The sequence below is a fragment of the Rhodococcus globerulus NBRC 14531 genome (assembly GCF_001894805.1).
Taxonomy (GTDB): Bacteria; Actinomycetota; Actinomycetes; order Mycobacteriales; family Mycobacteriaceae; genus Rhodococcus_F; species Rhodococcus_F globerula.
The window spans coordinates 17,631-35,982 of record NZ_BCWX01000004.1 but is presented as its reverse complement, the minus strand read 5'-3'; the positions used below and the strand labels follow the sequence as shown (position 1 = coordinate 35,982).

General features: G+C 60.5%; 19 protein-coding genes. 13 read left to right on the top strand and 6 right to left on the bottom strand.

Features of this window, described 5'->3' with window-relative positions; all coding sequences use genetic code 11:
• Positions 1 to 107: 107 nt before the first annotated feature.
• Positions 108 to 869: an enoyl-CoA hydratase-related protein gene (locus tag RG2_RS20645; protein ID WP_033233230.1), complete on the bottom strand. Its 762-nt coding sequence runs from the start codon at positions 867 to 869 to the stop codon at positions 108 to 110.
• A gap of 72 nt (positions 870 to 941) precedes the next feature.
• Here RG2_RS20645 and RG2_RS20640 point away from each other — a divergent pair, with 72 nt between their 5' ends.
• Complete coding sequence (locus tag RG2_RS20640; protein ID WP_230590074.1) at positions 942 to 1,565, top strand: TetR/AcrR family transcriptional regulator; 624 nt, start codon at positions 942 to 944, stop codon at positions 1,563 to 1,565.
• Here the strand turns inward: RG2_RS20640 and RG2_RS20635 are convergent.
• Positions 1,562 to 2,269, bottom strand: coding sequence for a TetR/AcrR family transcriptional regulator (locus RG2_RS20635; protein WP_033233228.1), 708 nt, complete (start codon positions 2,267 to 2,269; stop codon positions 1,562 to 1,564). The genes RG2_RS20640 and RG2_RS20635 overlap by 4 nt on opposite strands.
• A 189-nt stretch (positions 2,270 to 2,458) precedes the next feature.
• Here RG2_RS20635 and RG2_RS20630 point away from each other — a divergent pair, with 189 nt between their 5' ends.
• The 5 genes from RG2_RS20630 to RG2_RS20610 all read left to right on the top strand — a co-directional run bounded on the left by RG2_RS20630 (position 2,459) and on the right by RG2_RS20610 (position 7,987).
• Positions 2,459 to 3,262 (top strand): SDR family NAD(P)-dependent oxidoreductase, encoded by an 804-nt coding sequence (locus RG2_RS20630; RefSeq protein WP_033233227.1) that lies wholly within the window; start codon positions 2,459 to 2,461, stop codon positions 3,260 to 3,262.
• A 50-nt stretch (positions 3,263 to 3,312) separates the two neighbouring features.
• Positions 3,313 to 4,434, top strand: a complete 1,122-nt coding sequence (locus tag RG2_RS20625) for a DUF5938 domain-containing protein (RefSeq protein WP_033233226.1) — start codon at positions 3,313 to 3,315, stop codon at positions 4,432 to 4,434.
• Positions 4,435 to 4,468: 34 nt separating this feature from the next.
• Positions 4,469 to 5,989: an AMP-binding protein gene (locus RG2_RS20620; protein WP_033233225.1), complete on the top strand. Its 1,521-nt coding sequence runs from the start codon at positions 4,469 to 4,471 to the stop codon at positions 5,987 to 5,989.
• Positions 5,990 to 6,078: 89 nt separating this feature from the next.
• The gene (locus RG2_RS20615; RefSeq protein WP_033233224.1) at positions 6,079 to 7,023 is read left to right on the top strand and encodes a TauD/TfdA dioxygenase family protein; all 945 of its coding nucleotides are present in this window, start codon (positions 6,079 to 6,081) and stop codon (positions 7,021 to 7,023) included.
• Between the two features lie 169 nt (positions 7,024 to 7,192).
• The gene (locus tag RG2_RS20610; protein WP_033233223.1) at positions 7,193 to 7,987 is read left to right on the top strand and encodes an SDR family NAD(P)-dependent oxidoreductase; all 795 of its coding nucleotides are present in this window, start codon (positions 7,193 to 7,195) and stop codon (positions 7,985 to 7,987) included.
• A 1-nt stretch (position 7,988) separates the two neighbouring features.
• On the opposite strand, the gene RG2_RS20605 is transcribed toward RG2_RS20610, so the two are convergent.
• Genes RG2_RS20605 through RG2_RS20590 form a run of 4 tightly spaced genes read right to left on the bottom strand, consistent with a single transcriptional unit; the run spans position 7,989 to position 10,755 of the window.
• Entirely contained in the window at positions 7,989 to 8,447 is a 459-nt protein-coding gene (locus RG2_RS20605) for a nuclear transport factor 2 family protein (protein WP_020909165.1), read from the bottom strand.
• Positions 8,448 to 8,498: 51 nt separating this feature from the next.
• Positions 8,499 to 9,287: an SDR family NAD(P)-dependent oxidoreductase gene (locus RG2_RS20600; RefSeq protein ID WP_033233221.1), complete on the bottom strand. Its 789-nt coding sequence runs from the start codon at positions 9,285 to 9,287 to the stop codon at positions 8,499 to 8,501.
• A 30-nt stretch (positions 9,288 to 9,317) separates the two neighbouring features.
• Positions 9,318 to 9,614 (bottom strand): hypothetical protein, encoded by a 297-nt coding sequence (locus tag RG2_RS20595; protein WP_033233220.1) that lies wholly within the window; start codon positions 9,612 to 9,614, stop codon positions 9,318 to 9,320.
• The gene (locus RG2_RS20590; RefSeq protein ID WP_033233219.1) at positions 9,592 to 10,755 is read right to left on the bottom strand and encodes a 3-ketosteroid-9-alpha-monooxygenase, oxygenase component; all 1,164 of its coding nucleotides are present in this window, start codon (positions 10,753 to 10,755) and stop codon (positions 9,592 to 9,594) included. Before RG2_RS20590 ends, RG2_RS20595 begins: the two co-directional genes overlap by 23 nt.
• Before the next feature lie 237 nt (positions 10,756 to 10,992).
• Here RG2_RS20590 and hsaA point away from each other — a divergent pair, with 237 nt between their 5' ends.
• From hsaA to RG2_RS20555, 7 genes are all read left to right on the top strand, one after another.
• A complete protein-coding gene (hsaA, locus tag RG2_RS20585; protein ID WP_033233218.1) occupies positions 10,993 to 12,159 on the top strand; it encodes a 3-hydroxy-9,10-secoandrosta-1,3,5(10)-triene-9,17-dione monooxygenase oxygenase subunit in 1,167 nt (388 codons plus the stop codon).
• 45 nt (positions 12,160 to 12,204) lie between these two features.
• Positions 12,205 to 13,500 carry a type I glutamate--ammonia ligase gene (locus tag RG2_RS20580; RefSeq protein WP_033233217.1) on the top strand — a complete coding sequence of 432 codons (1,296 nt, stop codon included), beginning with the start codon at positions 12,205 to 12,207 and terminating at the stop codon, positions 13,498 to 13,500.
• Positions 13,501 to 13,556: 56 nt separating this feature from the next.
• Positions 13,557 to 13,907, top strand: coding sequence for an ArsR/SmtB family transcription factor (locus tag RG2_RS20575; protein WP_033233216.1), 351 nt, complete (start codon positions 13,557 to 13,559; stop codon positions 13,905 to 13,907).
• Positions 13,900 to 14,358 carry an SRPBCC family protein gene (locus RG2_RS20570; protein ID WP_033233215.1) on the top strand — a complete coding sequence of 153 codons (459 nt, stop codon included), beginning with the start codon at positions 13,900 to 13,902 and terminating at the stop codon, positions 14,356 to 14,358. The genes RG2_RS20575 and RG2_RS20570 overlap by 8 nt, the downstream gene beginning before the upstream one ends.
• An 83-nt stretch (positions 14,359 to 14,441) precedes the next feature.
• Complete coding sequence (locus RG2_RS20565; protein ID WP_033233807.1) at positions 14,442 to 15,314, top strand: SMP-30/gluconolactonase/LRE family protein; 873 nt, start codon at positions 14,442 to 14,444, stop codon at positions 15,312 to 15,314.
• A gap of 10 nt (positions 15,315 to 15,324) precedes the next feature.
• The gene (locus RG2_RS20560) at positions 15,325 to 16,329 is read left to right on the top strand and encodes a TIGR03617 family F420-dependent LLM class oxidoreductase (protein ID WP_033233214.1); all 1,005 of its coding nucleotides are present in this window, start codon (positions 15,325 to 15,327) and stop codon (positions 16,327 to 16,329) included.
• 160 nt (positions 16,330 to 16,489) lie between these two features.
• A complete protein-coding gene (locus RG2_RS20555; RefSeq protein ID WP_255285233.1) occupies positions 16,490 to 18,343 on the top strand; it encodes an alkyl/aryl-sulfatase in 1,854 nt (617 codons plus the stop codon).
• Positions 18,344 to 18,352: the final 9 nt, after the last annotated feature.

Below are 18,352 nucleotides of genomic sequence, written 5' to 3'. Positions count from 1 at the left end.
CAGCGTGCGTGTCGTGTATGCGCCGAATCCCGTCACGCCAGTGACTGTAACCGGCTGGCAACCTTTCCCACCAGCCCTATAGGGAATCTGTCCCGAATGCTGGTTGCTCATGCGGTCGGGACGTTGTTCCAACGTGGCACTCGGCGGTTGGCAAATGCGTCGAGTCCCTCGGCGATGTCCGGCGATTGCAGGATGTGATCGCGCGCCGTGTCGGTGACATTCCAGCCCTGCGAATCATCTTCGGTGTACAGGGCATTCACCGACTTCAAAGTCAGGCTCACCGAGGTGGGGGAGGATTCGCAGATTTCCGACGCTATAGCCAGTGCTTCGTCGAGCGCCTTGCCCGGTTCGGTTACCGCATTGACGACGCCCAAATTCAGCGCGCGTTCGGGATCGAGTGTGCGGCCGGTAATCAAGAGTTCACGGGCAACGTTGAGAGGTAGTGCGCGTGGTGCCCGGAACAGGGCGCCCGACGTGGCGACCAATCCGCGGCGGGTCTCGGGAAGGCCGAATTGTGCTGTGCGAGAGGCAACAATCAAGTCGCAGGCCAGGGCGATTTCGAATCCGCCGCCCAATGCGTATCCCTCGACTGCTGCGATCAACGGCGTGTTGCGCTGTCGCCGGATGATGCCGTATTCGCCACCGCGCGGCATGCGAAGGTCGGCGCGCTCACGGATGTCGGTGCCGGCGCAGAAGACGGAGGTTGTGCCGGTGATGATGCCGACCCACAGCTCGGGATCGTCGTCGAGGAGGTCGAGTGCGGATTCGATGCCCTCGGCGGTTTCGCGGTTGATGGCGTTGCGACGTTCTTCGCGTTCGATCCGAACGATAAGTACCTTGCCCTGGCGTTCAGTGGTTACAGTCGACATAATTGGACTGTAGTCCATCTATATTCTTACGTACGCTGATTGCAAGGCCAAGGGCTGAGGAGGCGAGTCCGCGTGGTTTCGAAAGACGTGGTTTCCAAAGACATGGTTTCCAAACGCGAGCAGAACAAGCGCGACACCAACGATCGGTTGTTGTCCGCGTCCCGTGTTCTCTTCTCGGCGCAAGGATTTGCCAGCACTACCGTCGACGATATCGCCGAACGGGCAGAAGTTTCGCGGGCTACTTTCTTCAATTATTTTCAGGGCAAGGATGCGGTTCTCGAAGCGCTGCACAGCGACCATCTGGATCGGCTGGCGTCAATGGTGGACAAGCTCATGGGTACGCCGATGTCCACGACGGATCGAATCGTCAAGCTCTTCGAGGATTTTGCACTGCAAGCGGTGAAGCATCCACGCTATTTGCGTATGGTGACAACGGAATTGGAACGCGACTTTGCCGCATCCGGTGCGGGAGCCGCCCACGACAAGCGGTTTCACGTGGAACTGTTGCGCATCGTCACGGCAGGTCTCGAGACCGGTGAAGTTCGAGCCGACTATCCACCGTTGTTCTTGGCGCAGATGATCGGTGGCGTCTACAGCACGCTGGTCAGGTTCTGGCGTCAGGATGCCGGCTACGATGTGGTGGCCGAATTCGATCGTGGCGCAAGGTTTGTCACGGATAGTATCGCTGCCCGCTAGGCGTGTGGTGTGGGCACCACCTGTAAGAGAATCGACTGTACGGTGTCGGACAGATACGTGGCTGCGCTCGCGTCGCCGGAGAAATGGCGAAGCAGACTCTGTTGGAACAGGCCGTCGAAAACTCCGTACATAGCGGCGGGCGTAATGGTGGGTTCGGTGTCGAGGAGTTCTGCGTAGCGGCTGACGATGCGCCAGATCATGTTTTCGAGGCTTTCGTCGATCGCGGCCACATCCGCGCGGAAAGAATCCTCGAACAGAGACTGTGCTCGCAGGTCGTACCAGAGCCGGTGCATGGTCGCCTCGTTGATCATGGTCTCGGCCAAGATAGCCCCGAAGCCCGCTCGCAGCTCGTCGGGTGTCTGCGCAGTGGAGACTATGCCGTCGTAGCGGGTGACGCAACGCGCCTTGTAGTGGCGCACGCAGTGCGTGATGAGGTCGACTTTGTCGCTGAAGTAGTAGTGCAGGACGCCGTGCGAAAACTCGGAGTTCTGAGCGATTTCGCGCAGGCTGGTCCGCGCATATCCGAGTTCGGCGAGCGTTTGCAACGCTGCTTCGGCCAGTTCGTCGCGGCGATCCGAGAACTTGTCGACCTGCCGACGTGAGACCTTGTCGGCATTGCTCGGGGAGGACTTTTTACTTGTCCCACTTGCATTCTCGACGGTGGTAGTCACGGCGTTACGTCCTGTTCGTGCGATGTGTGCCATCAGTATGACCGGCTGCTGGAAACAGTGTAGTCCCTGCTCTTTGACGATCGTGTAACAAAATCTTGACAGTCGTCAAGATTTCTCTTGACACTCGTCCAAAGTTGAATACTCTGTGACACACGCCACTTGGCAGCGTCGCTGTGAACGGTGGCATCGCGAGATTCATCTCAGTCATGGAGGCAGTGAAAAATGAGCGTGTTTGATCTCGAGGGACGAAAAGCGCTGGTCACAGGCGGTGCCAAGGGTCTCGGTGCCGGAATGGCAGAGGCGTTGGCAAGGGCGGGAGCGTCGGTGATGATCGGCGACGTTCTCGAGGACGAGGGCCGGGCAACCGCGGAGGCCGTCGGTTCGGGCGGAGCCAAGACCGGCTTCGTGAAGCTGGACGTCACCGACGACGCCAACTGGGCTGACGCGGTCGCTGCCACGACGGAGACCCTGGGCGGTTTCGACATCCTCGTCAACAATGCGGGCATTGAAATCTCTTCGCTCGTGGTGGACCTGGACGCGGATGACATCCGCCGGATGTGTGAGGTGAACATCCTCGGCACCGCGCTCGGCACCAAACACGGTTTGCGCAGCATGCGGCCTGGTGGGATTGCCGGCGGCGGCGGTTCCATCATCAACATCTCGTCGGTTGCGGCCACTATTCCGTTTCCCGGAATCAGTGGGTACTCGGCCACCAAGTCCGCCGTCGACCGCTTTACCCGCGTTGCTGCGACGGAGTCCGGAAAACTCGGTTACGGAGTACGCGTGAACTGCGTCTATCCGGGACTTGTCGCGACGGAGATGGGGCTGGGTCTCGCGTCGGACATGGAGAAACTCGGTCTGTGGCCCAGTGCGGAGGCGGCCGTTGGCGACGTCATCGGCCTTACGCCACTCGGACGTCTCGGTGAAGTGAACGACATGGCGGACGCGGTCGTCTTCCTGTCCTCGGATGCTGCCCGCTTCATTACCGGTATCGGCCTGCCCGTCGACGGCGGCATGGGTATGTAACCCACACAGTCTTTTTCGGCTCGACCCCAACTTCGAAAGGTTCAACCAACATGTCTGACAAGAAGCCAGTCGTCGTCTACGGCGTTTCCGGGTACACCGGACGCCTCGTGTGTGAATACCTGCGTGAGTTCAACATTCCGTTCATCGCCGCCGGCCGAGATGCCGCACGCATCCAGGAAGTGCTCGACAAGATCCCCGGCCTCGACACTGTTGATCACGAAGTGGTCGAGGTGGAGCACACGGTAGAAGCATTGACCGAGTTGTTCACCGGCGCACAGGTAGTCAGCAACATGGTTGGCCCGTTCATCAAGTTGGGTGGCACCGTGGTCGAGGCAGCGCTCAATGCCGGCTGCCACTACATGGACACCACCGGTGAGCAGGACTGGGTTCTCGACGTCCAAGAGGAATTCGGCGACAAGTACCAGGAGAAGGGCTTGTTGCTCTCACCCGGTATTGCGCAGATGTACACGACAGGTGAGATCGCTGCCAACATCGCGCTGGAGAATCCGGGCCTCGACACGCTCGATATTCTGGTGTTGTGGAAGGGCTTTCCCACGTACGCGTCCACCCAGACCATCTTCACGATCCTCAAAGCCGACTGGTACTACCTCGAGCAGAACAAGTACGTGCAGTGGGCGCCCGGTTCGACCTTCGACGTTGTTGTTCCGGGTCAGCACGAAACCGCTCTCGCTTTGCCGTGGGGCGGAACCTGCCATCCTGTGTGGTTCAAGAACGACCCGCGCGTGTCCAACGTCAAGGCTGCGGGTGGCGTGTTCGACCGATCTGTGATGGAAGGTGTTGTTGCCACCCAGAAGATGGTGGAAGAGCAGATCAAGACGTTGCCCGCCGATCAGCAGGAGGCAGCGCTGGCGGAAATCGCCGGTTCGGTGCAGGCAGGCATGCCGCCACGGGAAAACCCGCGCATCAACACGTCGATGGACTCGGTGTACGCATCCGGTCCGCTCGGACGTGCTCACGTCGTCATCCACGGCAACTGCAACTACAAGCAGACGGGCCTGCTGCAGGCGTACGCGGCTCACTCGCTGCTGCAGCAGCCGCCCAAGCGTGCCGGGTTGGCGTCGGCGTGCCAGGCCTTCGGACACCGTGAATTGCTCGGTGCGCTAAGGAGTTTCGGTTTGGTGCTGGAGCCGGAAATCACCGTCAACACCTAGACCACCATTCGATTCTGCCTGAGAGGCTCCCGCTATGCGTTTGACCGACTATCTCGACAAGGGAGCCTCTCTCGGTTCCACCGCGCCATGTTTGACGATGGGGGAGCGCACGCTCACCTACGGTGACGTTCAACAGTTCAGTCGCCGGTTTGCCTCATCCCTTGCAGCCTCCGGGATTGCCCCGGGAGACAAAGTGGCCATCCTGTCCGGCAATGATCCGATCTCGTTTTCGTGCGTTTTCGGTATCAGCCGGGCGGGTGCGGTGTGGTGCCCGATCAATCCGCGCAACGAGGCTGCGGAAAACCGAGACCTGTTGGATCTGTTCGATACTCGGGCCCTGTTCTTCCAGAAGTCGTATGCGCCTCTTGTCGATTCGATCCGGCAGGCGCTGCCGAAATTGGCGACGCTGGTCTGCATCGACGGTGAGACCGACTGGGCGCCGTCACTCGAAAAATGGCTCGGGGAGCAAGATTCGGGGGCGTCGCCGCCTGACGACGTGACCATGCTCGTCGGAACCGGCGGCACCACCGGGCGCCCCAAGGGTGTGATGCTGACCGGCCACAATATCGAGACGATGACAGCGATCACGTTGATGAGCTACCCGTTCGAAGGTCGTCCCGTGTATCTCGCGTTGGCGCCGTTGACACACGCGGCCGGGGTTCTCTGCTTTCCGATTATGGCGTTGGGTGGGGAGGTTGTCATCATGCCGAAACCCGATCTCGGTGCGTTCTTGGAGAACGTGCAGAAACATCGGGTCACGCACACGTTCCTGCCGCCGACGCTGATCTACATGCTGCTCGAGCATCCCGATCTGGCGGACACGGATCTTGGCTCGCTGCAATGCTTCTGGTACGGCGCAGCGCCCATCTCGCCGACCAGGCTGGGGGAGGCGATCACCAAGATCGGGCCGGTCATGGCGCAACTGTTCGGCCAAAGCGAAGCGCCGATGATGATTTCCACGATGGCACCGAAGGACCATTTCGGCCCGGACGGTGCCATTGCAACCGAGCGGCTGTCTTCCGCCGGACGCCCGTCGCCTTTGGTCACAGTCGCAATCATGAACGACAAGGGTCAACTGCTCGGGCGCGGAGAACGCGGTGAGGTCGTGATTCGCAGTTCGCTGGTGATGGCGGGGTACTTCAAGAACCCCGAAGCCAGTGCGGAGGCATCGGCACACGGATGGCATCACACTGGTGATATCGGATATCTGGACGAGGACAACTTCCTGTTCATCGTCGACCGGGCGAAGGACATGATCATCACCGGGGGATTCAACGTCTATTCGGTGGAGGTCGAGCAGGCCCTCATGGCCTATCCGGGAATTCAGGACTGTGGGGTGATCGGCCTCCCTGACGACAAGTGGGGCGAGCGCGTTGTGGCTGTAGTGCAGCCGCATCAGGGAGCTGTCATCGACGGAGCCGAAGTCATGGCCTTTGTGAAGGCTCGCATCGGAAGCGTGAAGACACCGAAAGAGGTTGTCGTCTGGGAAGATCTGCCGCGGTCGAAAGTGGGGAAGGTGCTCAAGAACGAGATCAAGGGGGTGTTGCTGGGATAAGTCCGGGATGAGTCATTGACAGGTTAAGGGCGTCTCCTTAAAGTTGAAGTGATCTGGTTCACTGTCGCTGTACTCGAGGGAGTCTGAAGATGGCCGTCCTGTTTCCCACCATGATCTTTCCGATTCCGACGGACCCATTGGCTGCGTATGGCCCGCTAGTGGCAAAACGGAATCCGGAAACGGTTGCACCAGAGCCGTATATCCATTTTGCGGTCAAGCCGCACACACCCACCATCGGTGCGGAAATCTCGGGGCTGCGGCTGGGTGGCGACCTGTCCGACGAGGTCATGGCCGAACTACGCCGCGCCTTGCTCGAGTGGAAGGTGCTGTTCTTTCGGGACCAGGACATCGACCGCGCGGAGCATCGTGCCTTCGCGGAACGATGGGGTTCACTGGAGCAGCATCCGTTCTTCAAATACACCCAGCCTGGTCAGACCGACATCGACGTCACGACGCTGGCCAAGGACGCAATGGTTGGGGGCGTCGAGAACAACTGGCACAACGATGTGACGTGGCACGAGCATCCGTCCTTTGCGGCAGTTCTTCGAGCCGTCGAAGTGCCGGAAGTTGGAGGCGACACGTTGTGGGCTGACGCTGCTGCGGCGTACGACCTCTTGCCGCAGGACATCAAGGAACGCATCGAACACCTTGAAGCCGAGCATGATTGGATCAACGCGTTCGGAAAGTCGATGCCGGCCGAAGCGGTAGACATGCTGCGCCCCAAATTTCCGCCGGTTCGGCATCCGGTTGTGCGCGTTATTCCCGAGAGCGGCCGACGGGTCCTGTTCGTGAACATGACTTTCACGCAGCGAATCGTCGGCGTTTCGCAAGAGGAGTCGAACGAACTTCTCACCCTGCTGTACCGGCACGTCAACCGTCCGGAGTTCCAGGTCCGGTTGAAATGGGAGCCGAATACCGTTGCCTTCTGGGATAATCGGACGTGTCAGCACTATGCGTCGAGTGATTATTTTCCCGCGCGGCGCGTGATGGATCGGATCTCCATCGTCGGCGACCGGCCGGTTGGGATCGTGTAGCCGCCCGCCGAATTTCGGGTGTAGCAGGGGCAAGGTCACTCGTCACGTACTTGTGAGTTCATTCAAGAAAGTTGGACTGAGCCGTTCGTCAGGCGTTCACTGGGATCAATTGGGTATTTCCCGCCCTACGGGAGATCCGGAGCTCGGTGATACGCCGAAAGGAACGAAGATGAACAGGCTCGAAGGTAAGAATGTTGTGATCACGGGGGCGGCCAGCGGGATCGGGCGCGCTGCGGCAGGGTTGATGGCTGCAGAAGGTGCGAAGGTTCTGGTTGCCGATCTTGATGCGTCTCACGCGGAGGAGGCTGCTGCTTCGATTCGTGAATCAGGCGGTATTGCAGTAGGTTTCGGCGTCAATGTGATGGACGAAGATGCCGTCGCCGCGATGATCGACCGAGCAGTAGCTGAATTCGGCGGCATCGACGTGCTGTGTAATCACGTCGGTGGAAGCAATCCGCGCAAGGATCTTGATCTGCTTCGGATGGACTTGGACGAGTGGGATCGCGTCATGGCGCTCAATGCTCGCAGCACCGTTGTCGCGTCGCGGCTGGCGATTCCGCACATGATCAAGGCAGGCGGTGGGTCGATCGTGAACACCGCGTCGGTGGGCGGATTGATCGGTGATTCTTTGCAGTCGGCCTACGGTGCGGCCAAGGCTGCGGTGATCCGGCTGACTCAGTACATCGCTGTTCAGTACGGGCCGGAGAACATTCGGTGCAACGCCGTGGCACCGGGTGCGATCATGACACCCGCACTCGTGGACAACATCCCGGCTGACGTCATCGAAGGAATGAAGCAGGCAAACGCTCTGCCGTACCTCGGGCAGTCGGAAGACATCGCGCACGCCATGGTCTACCTGGCCTCGGACGAATCTCGCTACATGACCGGGCAGACCTTGGTGGTCGACGGCGGACTCACCAGCAAGAGTCCCCTCGCAACCGGTCGTTCGTCGATGTTGAGCTGAGTCAGCTCCGCCAACCGCTGGGGCCGGTGCCCAGAACCTCGATAGATCCCTGGCTGGCGTGGGAATGTTTGGTGCGGTGCGTCATTCGCCACGTTCCGTCGATCCGCGCCCACGAATCGTGGTAGTCGCCGAGGGTGAAGAAGTTCAGGTGAGCTTTGCTCCCGGTGCCAACATGCATGTCGCTGACATAGGAGCGGCTGGTGGCGAGATCGCCGACCACCTCGACCAGCACGTTGCCGATCAGATGTTGGGTGGGACCGCACTCGTCGAGGAACGAGCGGATGGAAGCCACGACCTCGGCGGGTCCGCGCAGCGTTCCGGTACCCAGTTCTGCAGTAGCGTCCGGCGTCATGATCCGGTGGAGTTCGTCCCAATCGCGAGCGTCCATGGCTCGGGCGAACTCGAAGATGGAGCGGGTGATCTCGCGTTCGGCAAGAAGAGTGGTGATGTCGACGCTCATGCTGTGCGCCTTTCTTAACGTAGAGGGGTTAATAAAGGCGCACAGCAGAAGTCAGCGGTTGAGCAGCTTGCGCATCGCTTCGGCAGCGCCCTTGACCATCTTGTCGCGGGGGAAGCCGCTGCGCTTCTGAGCGCCCTCGTAGTTTCCTGCGGCAACCCAGATCGGGCCGTCGGCAAGGTGCTCGAGGCCTTCGCGTGCAACATCTTCGGGCTCGGCGACGTTCATGCCGGGGATGTCGAAGTTGAGACCGGCGCGAATCATAGCCGGTGTGCGCGTCACCCCGAGAATGAACTCGACGACGTGAACGCCGTACGGCTGGAGTTCGAGCCACAGGCTCTCGGCAAAGATGCGTCCGAATGCCTTGGACGCTGCGTAGATGCTCTGGTGCTCGGAGCCCATGAATCCGGCCAGCGAACCGAGCAGCATGATGCCGCCGCGTCCGCGATCCTTCATCAATCCGCCGAAGTGGTGCGAGAGTTCGAGCTGCTTGTTGATATTCAGCTCGATGACTCCGGCAAATCCCGTCAGATCACCGGTGACGAACTCGTGGCCGTAGCTGTTGGCGCCGGCGTTGAAGATGAGCAGGCCCACCTCGACGTCGTCGGTGACAGCCTTGATCTGATCGAGCGCGTCGGGAACCAGCAGATCCAGTGCCAGAGTGCGTACTTCGACGCCGTTGGCGCGTGCCTTGGCCGCGGTCTCCTCGAGCGGGCCCGGCTTGCGGGCGATGAGCACGAGGTTGATACCGATCTTGCTGAGCTCGTCGGCGAACCCCGCGCCGACACCTTCGGAACCGCCGGCGATGACTGCCCACGGGCCGTAGTACTGAGGATCGATCATTACTACCTTCTTCGAAAGATGTTGGCTTGACTAATGAAACGGGGCGGGAACGGGTTCGCTGTCGTCGACGATCGGCTTGGGCACCGGCTCGTCGTTGAGGATCTCGAGCTCGCCTGCCGTTGCAGCGTTCACGATGGACGCGATCAAGGCGCCGCACTCCTTGCGAGGAGCGCCTGGGCGTCCCTCACGTTGCCCGAATTCACGTTCGTCGGCGATCTCGAGGCACTTGGCGCGGGCCTGGTCACTCCACTGAACGGTGGTGTGTTCCCAACTGTTCTTCTGGACCAGGACCTGCGCCTTGCACTCAGCGCACTGAAGAGGCTGCATCTTCGTCTGCCTTCTTCGCAGCGAGGTTGTCTTCGACTTCCTTCTGCCAGGCGGCGACGGGGCGCGCGGTGTCGAGTTCGAATTCGAAGCGTTCGGTCATCTCGGGAGCGATGTCCGCGACGTCGACGTAGAACTGCTCGTACCAGCGACGGAGCTGGTAGACCGGGCCGTCCTCTTCGCACAGGAGCGGGTTCTCGATGCGAGTCTTGTTCTTCCAGATCTCGACGTCCTGCTCGAAGCCCTTGGCGATGAACGTGCCGAAGTTCGCTGCCATCGCGTCGGCGGCTTCACCCTGGAAACGATCCGACTTCTTGACGATGATGCCGTACTGGAGGACGAACTTGTCTGCGCTGACCGGGTAGTGGCAGTTGATGAGTACGGAGTCGACGTTGTAGTCCTCGTACTCGTAGGTCAGGTCGTCGACCATGAAGGAGGGGCCGAAGTACGTGGCGACGGAGTTGCTGCCGACCATCTTCGGGGTGCCTGCTGCGTGCGGACGCATGTCCGAGCGAGCGACGCCGCGCATGTACTGCGTTGCGGCGTGGCCTTCGAAGACGTTCTTGAAGTACGTCGGGAAGGAGTAGTGCACGTAGAAGAAGTGCGCCATGTCGACGATGTTGTCGACGATTTCGCGGCAGTTGGTGTCGACGGTCGTGGTGTACCAGACCCAGTCGCTCCACTCGTCGCTGAGCGCGCCTTCGATGCGGGGGATGGCTACGTCGTCCGTCGGCGGGTTGCCCTCGGGGTCGTGCCAGACGAAGAGCATGCCGTCCTGGTCGAGGGTCTGCCACGCGCGGGTCTTGGCGAGCGGGGGAACGCGGCGTGCGTACGGAATCTTCTGGCACTTGCCGTTGCCGCCCCAACGCCAATCGTGGAACGGACAGGCAATGGCGTCGCCCTTGATGGTGCCCTGGCTCAGGTCGCCACCCATGTGACGGCAGTACGCGTCGAGGATCTTGACGTTGCCTTCACTGTCGGCGAAGACGACGAGCTTGGTGCCGAACGCCTCGATGGAGTGCGGTTCGCCGTCCTTGAAGGACTCCGTGAGTCCAATGCAGTGCCATCCACGTGCAAAGCGAGTAGGTGCGGTTCCAGCTTGGATCTCGCGAACCTCGTCGTTGTCGGACTGATTGATCGTCACGATGAGTCCCGTCCTTTCCAGGGTCAATGTCAGACTGACGCTAGGTGAGCCGTGATGGGCGCTCTGGCCGTCGTCTCACTAGGCGGGACCAGTGTGTGACCGAGTCGAAGACGGCATCAGTCCCGGCCTCCGGGACTTCCGGTCAGCGGAATCACGGAAGAAGATATCGTGACGGGGCATCCGCTATGTCTATTTGCCGATCCAGTTTCCGTTGATCGGTGCAAGGAGTGTCTTCCCATGGTCAACAAGGTTCTGAGCGCCGTTCGCGATCTGCTTCCCAAGATTGCCGAGCGAGCTCAGAAGGTGGACGACTCCAGGAAGATACCGGATCGAACCATTCGTGAGCTTGGCGACGCGGGTGTCTTCGCGATGCTGCAGCCCAAGCGCTACGGCGGCGCCGAGAGTGATCCCGTCCAGTTCTACGAAGTGGTTCGTGCGATTTCTGCAGCCTGCGGGTCGACCGGGTGGGTCGCCTCCGTCGTCGGCGTACATCCGTGGCATCTGGCCCTCTTCGACGACCGTGCCCAGGCAGATGTCTGGGGCGAGGACCAGTCGACGCTCATCTCGTCCGCCTATGCGCCGGTCGGTCGTCTGACGGCGGTGGAAGGCGGATACGAGCTGTCCGGCAACTGGGGATTTTCCTCCGGGTGTGAGCACGCAACCTGGGCTTTGCTTGGAGCGATGGTCGTGGGCATGGACGGGCGTCCGGTCGACTTCATGACTGTGTTGGTACCGCGCACGGATTACGAGATCCGTGACGTCTGGGACGTGGTGGGCATGCGCGGGACGGCGAGCAACGAAATAGTTGTGAAGAAGGCCTTTGTCCCCGAGCACCGGTTGAAGCGCAATTACGAGACGGCCCACTTGCAGGGACCCGGCCAGGCGGTCAATCCCGGTCCGCTGTACAAATTGCCCTTCGGAACTATCTTCACGTCGACGGTGGCAGCACCTTGCGTGGGAATTGTCGCCGGTTGCTACGAGGGTTACCTCGAAGTCATGCGCGAGCGTGTTCGGCTCAGCCTGGGCGGTGGACGGTTCAGCGAGGACCAGTTCGCTCAGGTGGCCGTGGCGCGGGCGTCGTCGGAGATCGATGCGGCGATTCTGCAGATGGATCGCAACGTCCGCGAGATGTACGAACTCGCCGCGGCCGGTAAGGAGCTGCCGCTCTCGATGCGGCTGCGTGCTCGGCGTGACCAGGTTCGCGCTACGGAGCGTTCGGTGGAAGCGATCGACATGCTGTTCAAGACGGCCGGCGGAAACTCGCTGTCGCGCGGCAACCCGATCGAGCGGGCGTGGCGCGACGTTCACGCGGGCAGCGTGCATGTGGCAAACGAACCGGAGCGGGCGCTGGCGCTGTACGGACGGGCAGCATTCGGTTTGCCGGTCGAAGACAATCTGATCTGACTGTCCTGGGTTCACAATGTGAGGTTGCGGGGTAACCTCCGCCCTGTGAGGTACACCTCCGAACTGATCATCGGGTCGATTGTCGATCTGGCTGGTGTTTCGCGGGCGAAAATGGTGCCCGCGAACAGGGTTGACGTTTTTGTCACCAGCGGGATGGGTGCGTCGCCGAGCTGGAGTGTGTTCTGCGCCGACGACGCCCTCGCCTTCACCGAGGAGCTTTCCGCGGTGGGTGATCTTCGGTTGAGGATCGTGGAATCAGACCTGCGTGCCGTGGGGGACGATGTGTCCTGGGCGCCTGCGACCCTGCACGAGTTGGACGGATCGATATCGGCTGTGTGCAGTCGAACGGCGTTACGACGCACAGTCCAGACGCTTGCGCACGACAATCTCGAAGCTCGGGTGGGTCACGAAATCGAGTTCACACTCTTCGGCGGGGTTGTGGCCGAACAATGGTCAGCCTACGGACTCGGAGCTGCACTTGCGCAGGAGAGCTTTGTCAGGGATCTGTTGGTGAATGCCGAACGCGCCCAACTGAATATCGAACAGTTTCACGCGGAGTACGGCCTCGGTCAGTTCGAGATCTCGCTGGCGCCGGCGTCACCGCTCGAAGCGGCCGACAGCGTGATCACAGCCCGAATTCTGATCTGCCGCACCGCCCGATCGCACGGAATGGCTGCATCGTTCTCGCCGATGCCCATTGTGGGTGGATCGGGAAACGGTGCACATCAGCATATTTCGTTGACTCGATCCGGCGAGTCGATCTTCTCCGGTGGAAAACAGGATTACGGGATGACCGCAGACGGTGCCGGTGCGGTGGGTGGCGTACTTGCTCACCTCGCAGACCTGGGCGCGGTGTTGGCGTCGTCGCCGCTTTCGGGACTGAGGTTGCAGCCCGACACCTGGTCAGGTGCCTTCATCTGTTGGGGTCATGAAAACCGCGAGGCCGCAGTCCGATTCTGCGCTGAATCCATCGGAAATCCTCACGGCGCCAACGTCGAAGTGAAAGTGGTGGATGCCTCCGCGAATCCGTATCTTGCTACTGCTGTCATTCTCGGCGCCATGCATGCGGGTATTGCCGGTGCGCTGACGCTGCCGCCGGAAGTGAGCGTCAATCCGTCAGGTCTGGCTGATGCACAGCGGGCGGTGCTTTCGATTACGCGCATGCCGACCGAGATGGGCGAGATGCTGCAACGACTGCGTTTGTCGGAAGTTGCGAAGAGTGTCCTCGGAGACGCGATCATCGACGCAATGGTTGCCGTGAAAGCACTCGAAAAGTCACGGTGCTCGGAGTTGGACGAGTCGGTGCTCGTCGAGCGATTGCGATACGCCTGGAGTGCTTGACGGGGACCGATGGGCGTTCTAAATTTAAGTTGTTCCTTAATTAAGGAGTTGCTTAAATGAGCAATGAGCTCGACGCGGTATTCGGGGCGTTGGCAGATCCCACCCGGCGTGCGATGCTGTCACGCTTGACCAGCGGTTCCATGACCGTGGGGGAATTGGCCGAGCCGTTCGAGATGAGTCGGCCGGCGATATCGCAGCATCTGAAGGTGCTCGAAAAGGCCGGATTGATCGAACGGACGGCCTCTGCGCAATGGCGCACCTGCACGCTGCGCGCCGAAGGTCTGGACGACGCAGCCGTCTGGGTCGAGGAACACCGTCGCGGTTGGAACGAGCGTTTCGATCTTCTCGACGAGCGACTCCGTGAACTGAAGAATCCCGAATTGAAGAAGGAGAAGGGCAATGAGTGAGCACAATGTCGATCAGACCGCAGAATTCACCATCATCCGAATCTTCGACGCACCGCGCGAACTTCTCTGGCGTGCCTGGACCGACCCGGACGAGGCGGCGCGCTGGTGGCACCCGCGTGGTGTGAGGAGCCCCCGCGAGCACGTCGCCATCGACCCGCGCGTTGGTGGGACATACAGCTATTTGATGATCAACGACGAGGACGGCGCCGAATACCCGACAGGCGGAACCTATCTCGAAGTCGAAGAGCCGAAGCGGCTGGTCTTCACCTGGGGTAACCCGGAGGAGTCGGTCGAGAGTGCACCCCGCATCACCGTCACGTTGGTGGAGCAAGGGGACAAGACGGAAATGACGTTCCACCTGGTTGGTATCCCCGGATTCAAGGGCGATGGGAATGTGTACGACGGTTGGAACGAGGCCTTCGACATCTTCGAGGAGTCGATGACTGAATAGTCGCAATCGGGCCCTGTGTCCCGGTGCCGGTGATTGAATGGCGGAAAGCTCGCACTTCACCGATGCAAGGGGAGTCCAAGGCCATGGCGCGTGAGACGACCGTCGTACTCGACGGCTACACCTATTTCGAATGCCCACGTTGGCACGACGACCGCATCTGGGTATCGGATTTCTATAGCCACCAGGTGGTTTCGGCTCGCGAAGACGGAACGGATGTTCGCGTCGAGGCCGAAGTGCCCGGGCAGCCGTCGGGTCTCGGCTGGTTGCCGGACGGCAGGTTGCTTGTGGTGTCGATGCGCGATCAGAAGGTCCTTCGTCGCGAACCGGACGGGCAACTGGTCGTTCATGCGGACCTGTCGAAGTATGTGAGCGGCAACGTCAACGACATGCTCGTCGACGCTCACGGCCGTGCGTACGTCGGCAACTTCGGGTTCGATCTGATGAATCTGGCGGCGGTGGAGACTGCGGATCTGCTGCGGGTCGATCCGGATGGCAGCGTGCATGTTGTGGCGCGGGATCTGCACTTTCCCAACGGCATGGCACTGACTTCCAGTGGGGAACTGCTGGTGGACGAGACCTTGGGCAATCGCATCAGTGTTTTCTCCGTCGCGGACGACGGTTCCCTGGGGGAGCGTCGTGATTGGGCGACGTTCGGCGGCGTGCCTGATGGTTCGACGATGGAGTCCACCATTTCCCAGATGGTGATCGCGCCCGACGGGTGCTGCATCGATGCGGACGATTCGATGTGGGTAGCCGACGCAATCGGTAGTCGGATACTTCATGTGGCGGCGGGATCTGGAGTGATCGACGAGATTCCCTTCGAAACCGGGGTGTTTGCCTGCGGGTTGGGTGGGGCAGACGGACGAACACTGTTTGTCTGTGCGGCACCGGATTTCAACGAGCACGCACGTAAGGTGGCAACGGAAGGAAAGTTGTTGTCGATACGTCTGGAGTAGTTGGATTCACATGGAATTAGTGACGTCGCTGCCTGCCGATACCCCGCTCCGGCACGTTGCGGAACGGGTGCGCCGCATCGAGGAACTCGGTTTCGACACCGTGCACATTTCGGAGACCGTTCGAGATCCGTTTGCCGTTGCGGCTCTGGCCATTGAGCACAGTTCCAGGCTCACCGTGCGGACGTCCATGGTGGTGGCGTTTGCGCGTAGTCCGATGCTGACGGCATTGGCGGCCTGGGATCTGGCGGACTTCTCCGGCGGGCGGTTCCAGTTGGGTTTGGCAACTCAGGTGCGCGGAAACATCGTCGGACGGTATTCGATGCCGTGGACTGATCCTGTTGCGCAACTGCGCGATTACGTCGGTGCTGTCCGGTCGATATTCCAGGCTTTCCGATCCGGTAGTGCTCTCGACCACGAGGGCACGCACTACACATTCAATCGGTTGCAGCCGTATTTCAATCCGGGGCCGATCGACGTCCCCGCACCCGAGATCTGGACGGGCGGGGTGAACGCGCGGATGTGCGCCCTGGCAGGCGAGGTTGCCGACGGTTTTGTTGCACATCCGACGAGTTCACATCCGAAAGTGCTCAGGGAGAAGATAATTCCGGCGCTCGAGTCCGGTGGCCGGAAACCTCGGATTGTCGCAGTTCCGAAGGTGATCACCGGGCGTGATGGCGCCGCAGTAGCTGCGGCCCGTGAGCCGGTACGCAAAGAGCTTGCGTTCCTTTACTCCACACCGGCCTACCGAATTGCGTTGGATGTACTGGGATTCCCTGAGGTCGGTGAGAAGTTGACGTCGATGGCGCGCTCGGGCGGCTGGGCCGATCTGGCCGGCGTACTTACCGACGACGTTCTCGACGGGTTGATCACACAATGCACGTATTCAGAGTTGCCGGAAGTGCTGACTACGAAGTACGGAAGCATCTGTGACGGCGTTGCCTTGGCGATCCCGACGGATCCGGCCGACGATGAAGATTTCCGAAGTATGTGCGCGGAGTTTCGAGCCGCGGAGTAATACTGCTGCGGTTTGATCTCATCTCTTACGGGTGATGCGCCGACGGTGTCGGCAGGCCAGATTGACTCCTGAGGGTTCTGAGACGAAGTCGGAGGAGACGTCATGTTCCGGGCAGGAAAAACCAGCAACAGCATTCACCGCTGAGATCAACCGCGCGGCGGTGGCTAATTATCCGATGTCGGATCGGGAAGATTTTGGTGACGCGGACCGGGGGTTCATCACCGGGTGGGAAAACGACCAGGTCTTCAACGACAAGGGCGAGCTGATCCACGACGGTCGACCACTCGAGTACATCGCTGACGACAAACCTGCGCCAGAGTCCGTCAACCCCAGCCTGTGGCGCCAGTCGCAGGTAGTGAAGCGGTCCGGTCTGTACAAGGTTGTCGACGGTCTGTACCAAGTCAGATTCGCGGTTAACCTGACCATCGTCGACGCCCCCGACGGGCTCGTCATCATCGACACCACCACCAGCGCCGACCTTGCCAAAGCAGGACTCGAACTGTTCCGGCGTGAGCTGAACAATGACAAACCTATCGCCGCGATCATCTACACCCACACACACTTCGACCATTACGCCGGAGTCAAAGGCCTGGTCGACGAAGCAGACGTGGCATCGGGAAAAGTCCCGATCGTCGCGCCCGGAACCATCGAGTCTTTCAACAAGTTCGCGATCGGCGAGAATGTCATCACCGGTAATGCGATGTCGCGGCGGATGGGATACACCTTCGGTTTGATTCTGCCGCAATGTGATTGCGGGCTGGTGACCGTTGGCCTGGGCTCTGGCGCTGACGGAATGAACATCCACATGACCTACATTCCGCCGACCGACGGCATCACCAAGACCGGTGAGGTACGCAATCTCGGCGGGTGGGATTTCGAGTTCCTCTACGCTCCTGACACCGAAGCACCGGAGGAGATGCACATCTGGATCCCGGCCATCAAAGCACTCACCTGTGCCGAGAACGCCAATCACTCGATGCACAACATCCAGACGATCCGAGGCGCACGTACCCGAGATGCGCGCAACTTCGCCAGGTATCTGGATGAGACCTTGGTGCGATGGGGTGCCGACGTCGAAGTGCATCACGGTCCACACACGTGGCCGGTGTGGGGGAACGCCACGGTGGTGGAATTCCTTGAATCGCAACGGGACATGTACAAGTTCATTCACGATCAGGCGCTACGATTCGCGAACCAGGGCTACACGCCGCTCGAAGCTGCGGAGGTCGTCCGGCTACCGGAGGCAATCGGTCAGAAGTGGTACAACCGCTACTACCACGGCGGATTGCATCACAACGTTCGCGCTGTCTTCCACAAGGAGCTCGGCTTCTGGGACGGTGACCCTGCGACGATTTTGCCGTTGTTGCCGGTAGATCATGCCAAGCGCCACGTCGACCTGATCGGACGTGAAAAGTTGCTTGCCGAAGGGCGCAACGCTTTCGAGTCCGGTGACTACCGGTGGGCAGTGCAACTGCTGCACCACCTCGTTTTTGCCGACCCTGACGACGTCGAGGCGAAGAACCTGCAGGCCGACGCCTACGAGCAGCTCGGATACCAGCAGGAAGTGCCGCAGTATCGTTCGATCTTTCTCGCCACAGCGATGGAACTGCGGAACGGGGTGACCGGTGCAGGCCAGATCAACACCGACACAACCGACACAATTCTTGCGATGCCGATCGATCTGCTCTTCGACTATGCGGGTGTACATCTCATCGCCGAAAAGGCGGACGACGTCGACATTTCCATCAACTTCAGTTTTGCTGACACAAAACAGGATTGGAACATGTGGGTGCGACGGGCGGTGTTGAACGCTCGGGCAGGGCACGTCCCGGATGCGCAACTGACGCTCAGCGGTCCCAAGCCTCTACTTGCGGGAATCCTGCTGAAACCGGGTGACGCATCAGCGATTCTCGACGGTGGGAAAGTAAGTGCAACAGGTGATCTGTCGGTTTTGAAGACGCTGGCCGAGGTGATGGATACCTTCGATCCGAATTTCGATATCGCCACGCCGTGAAACAAAGCA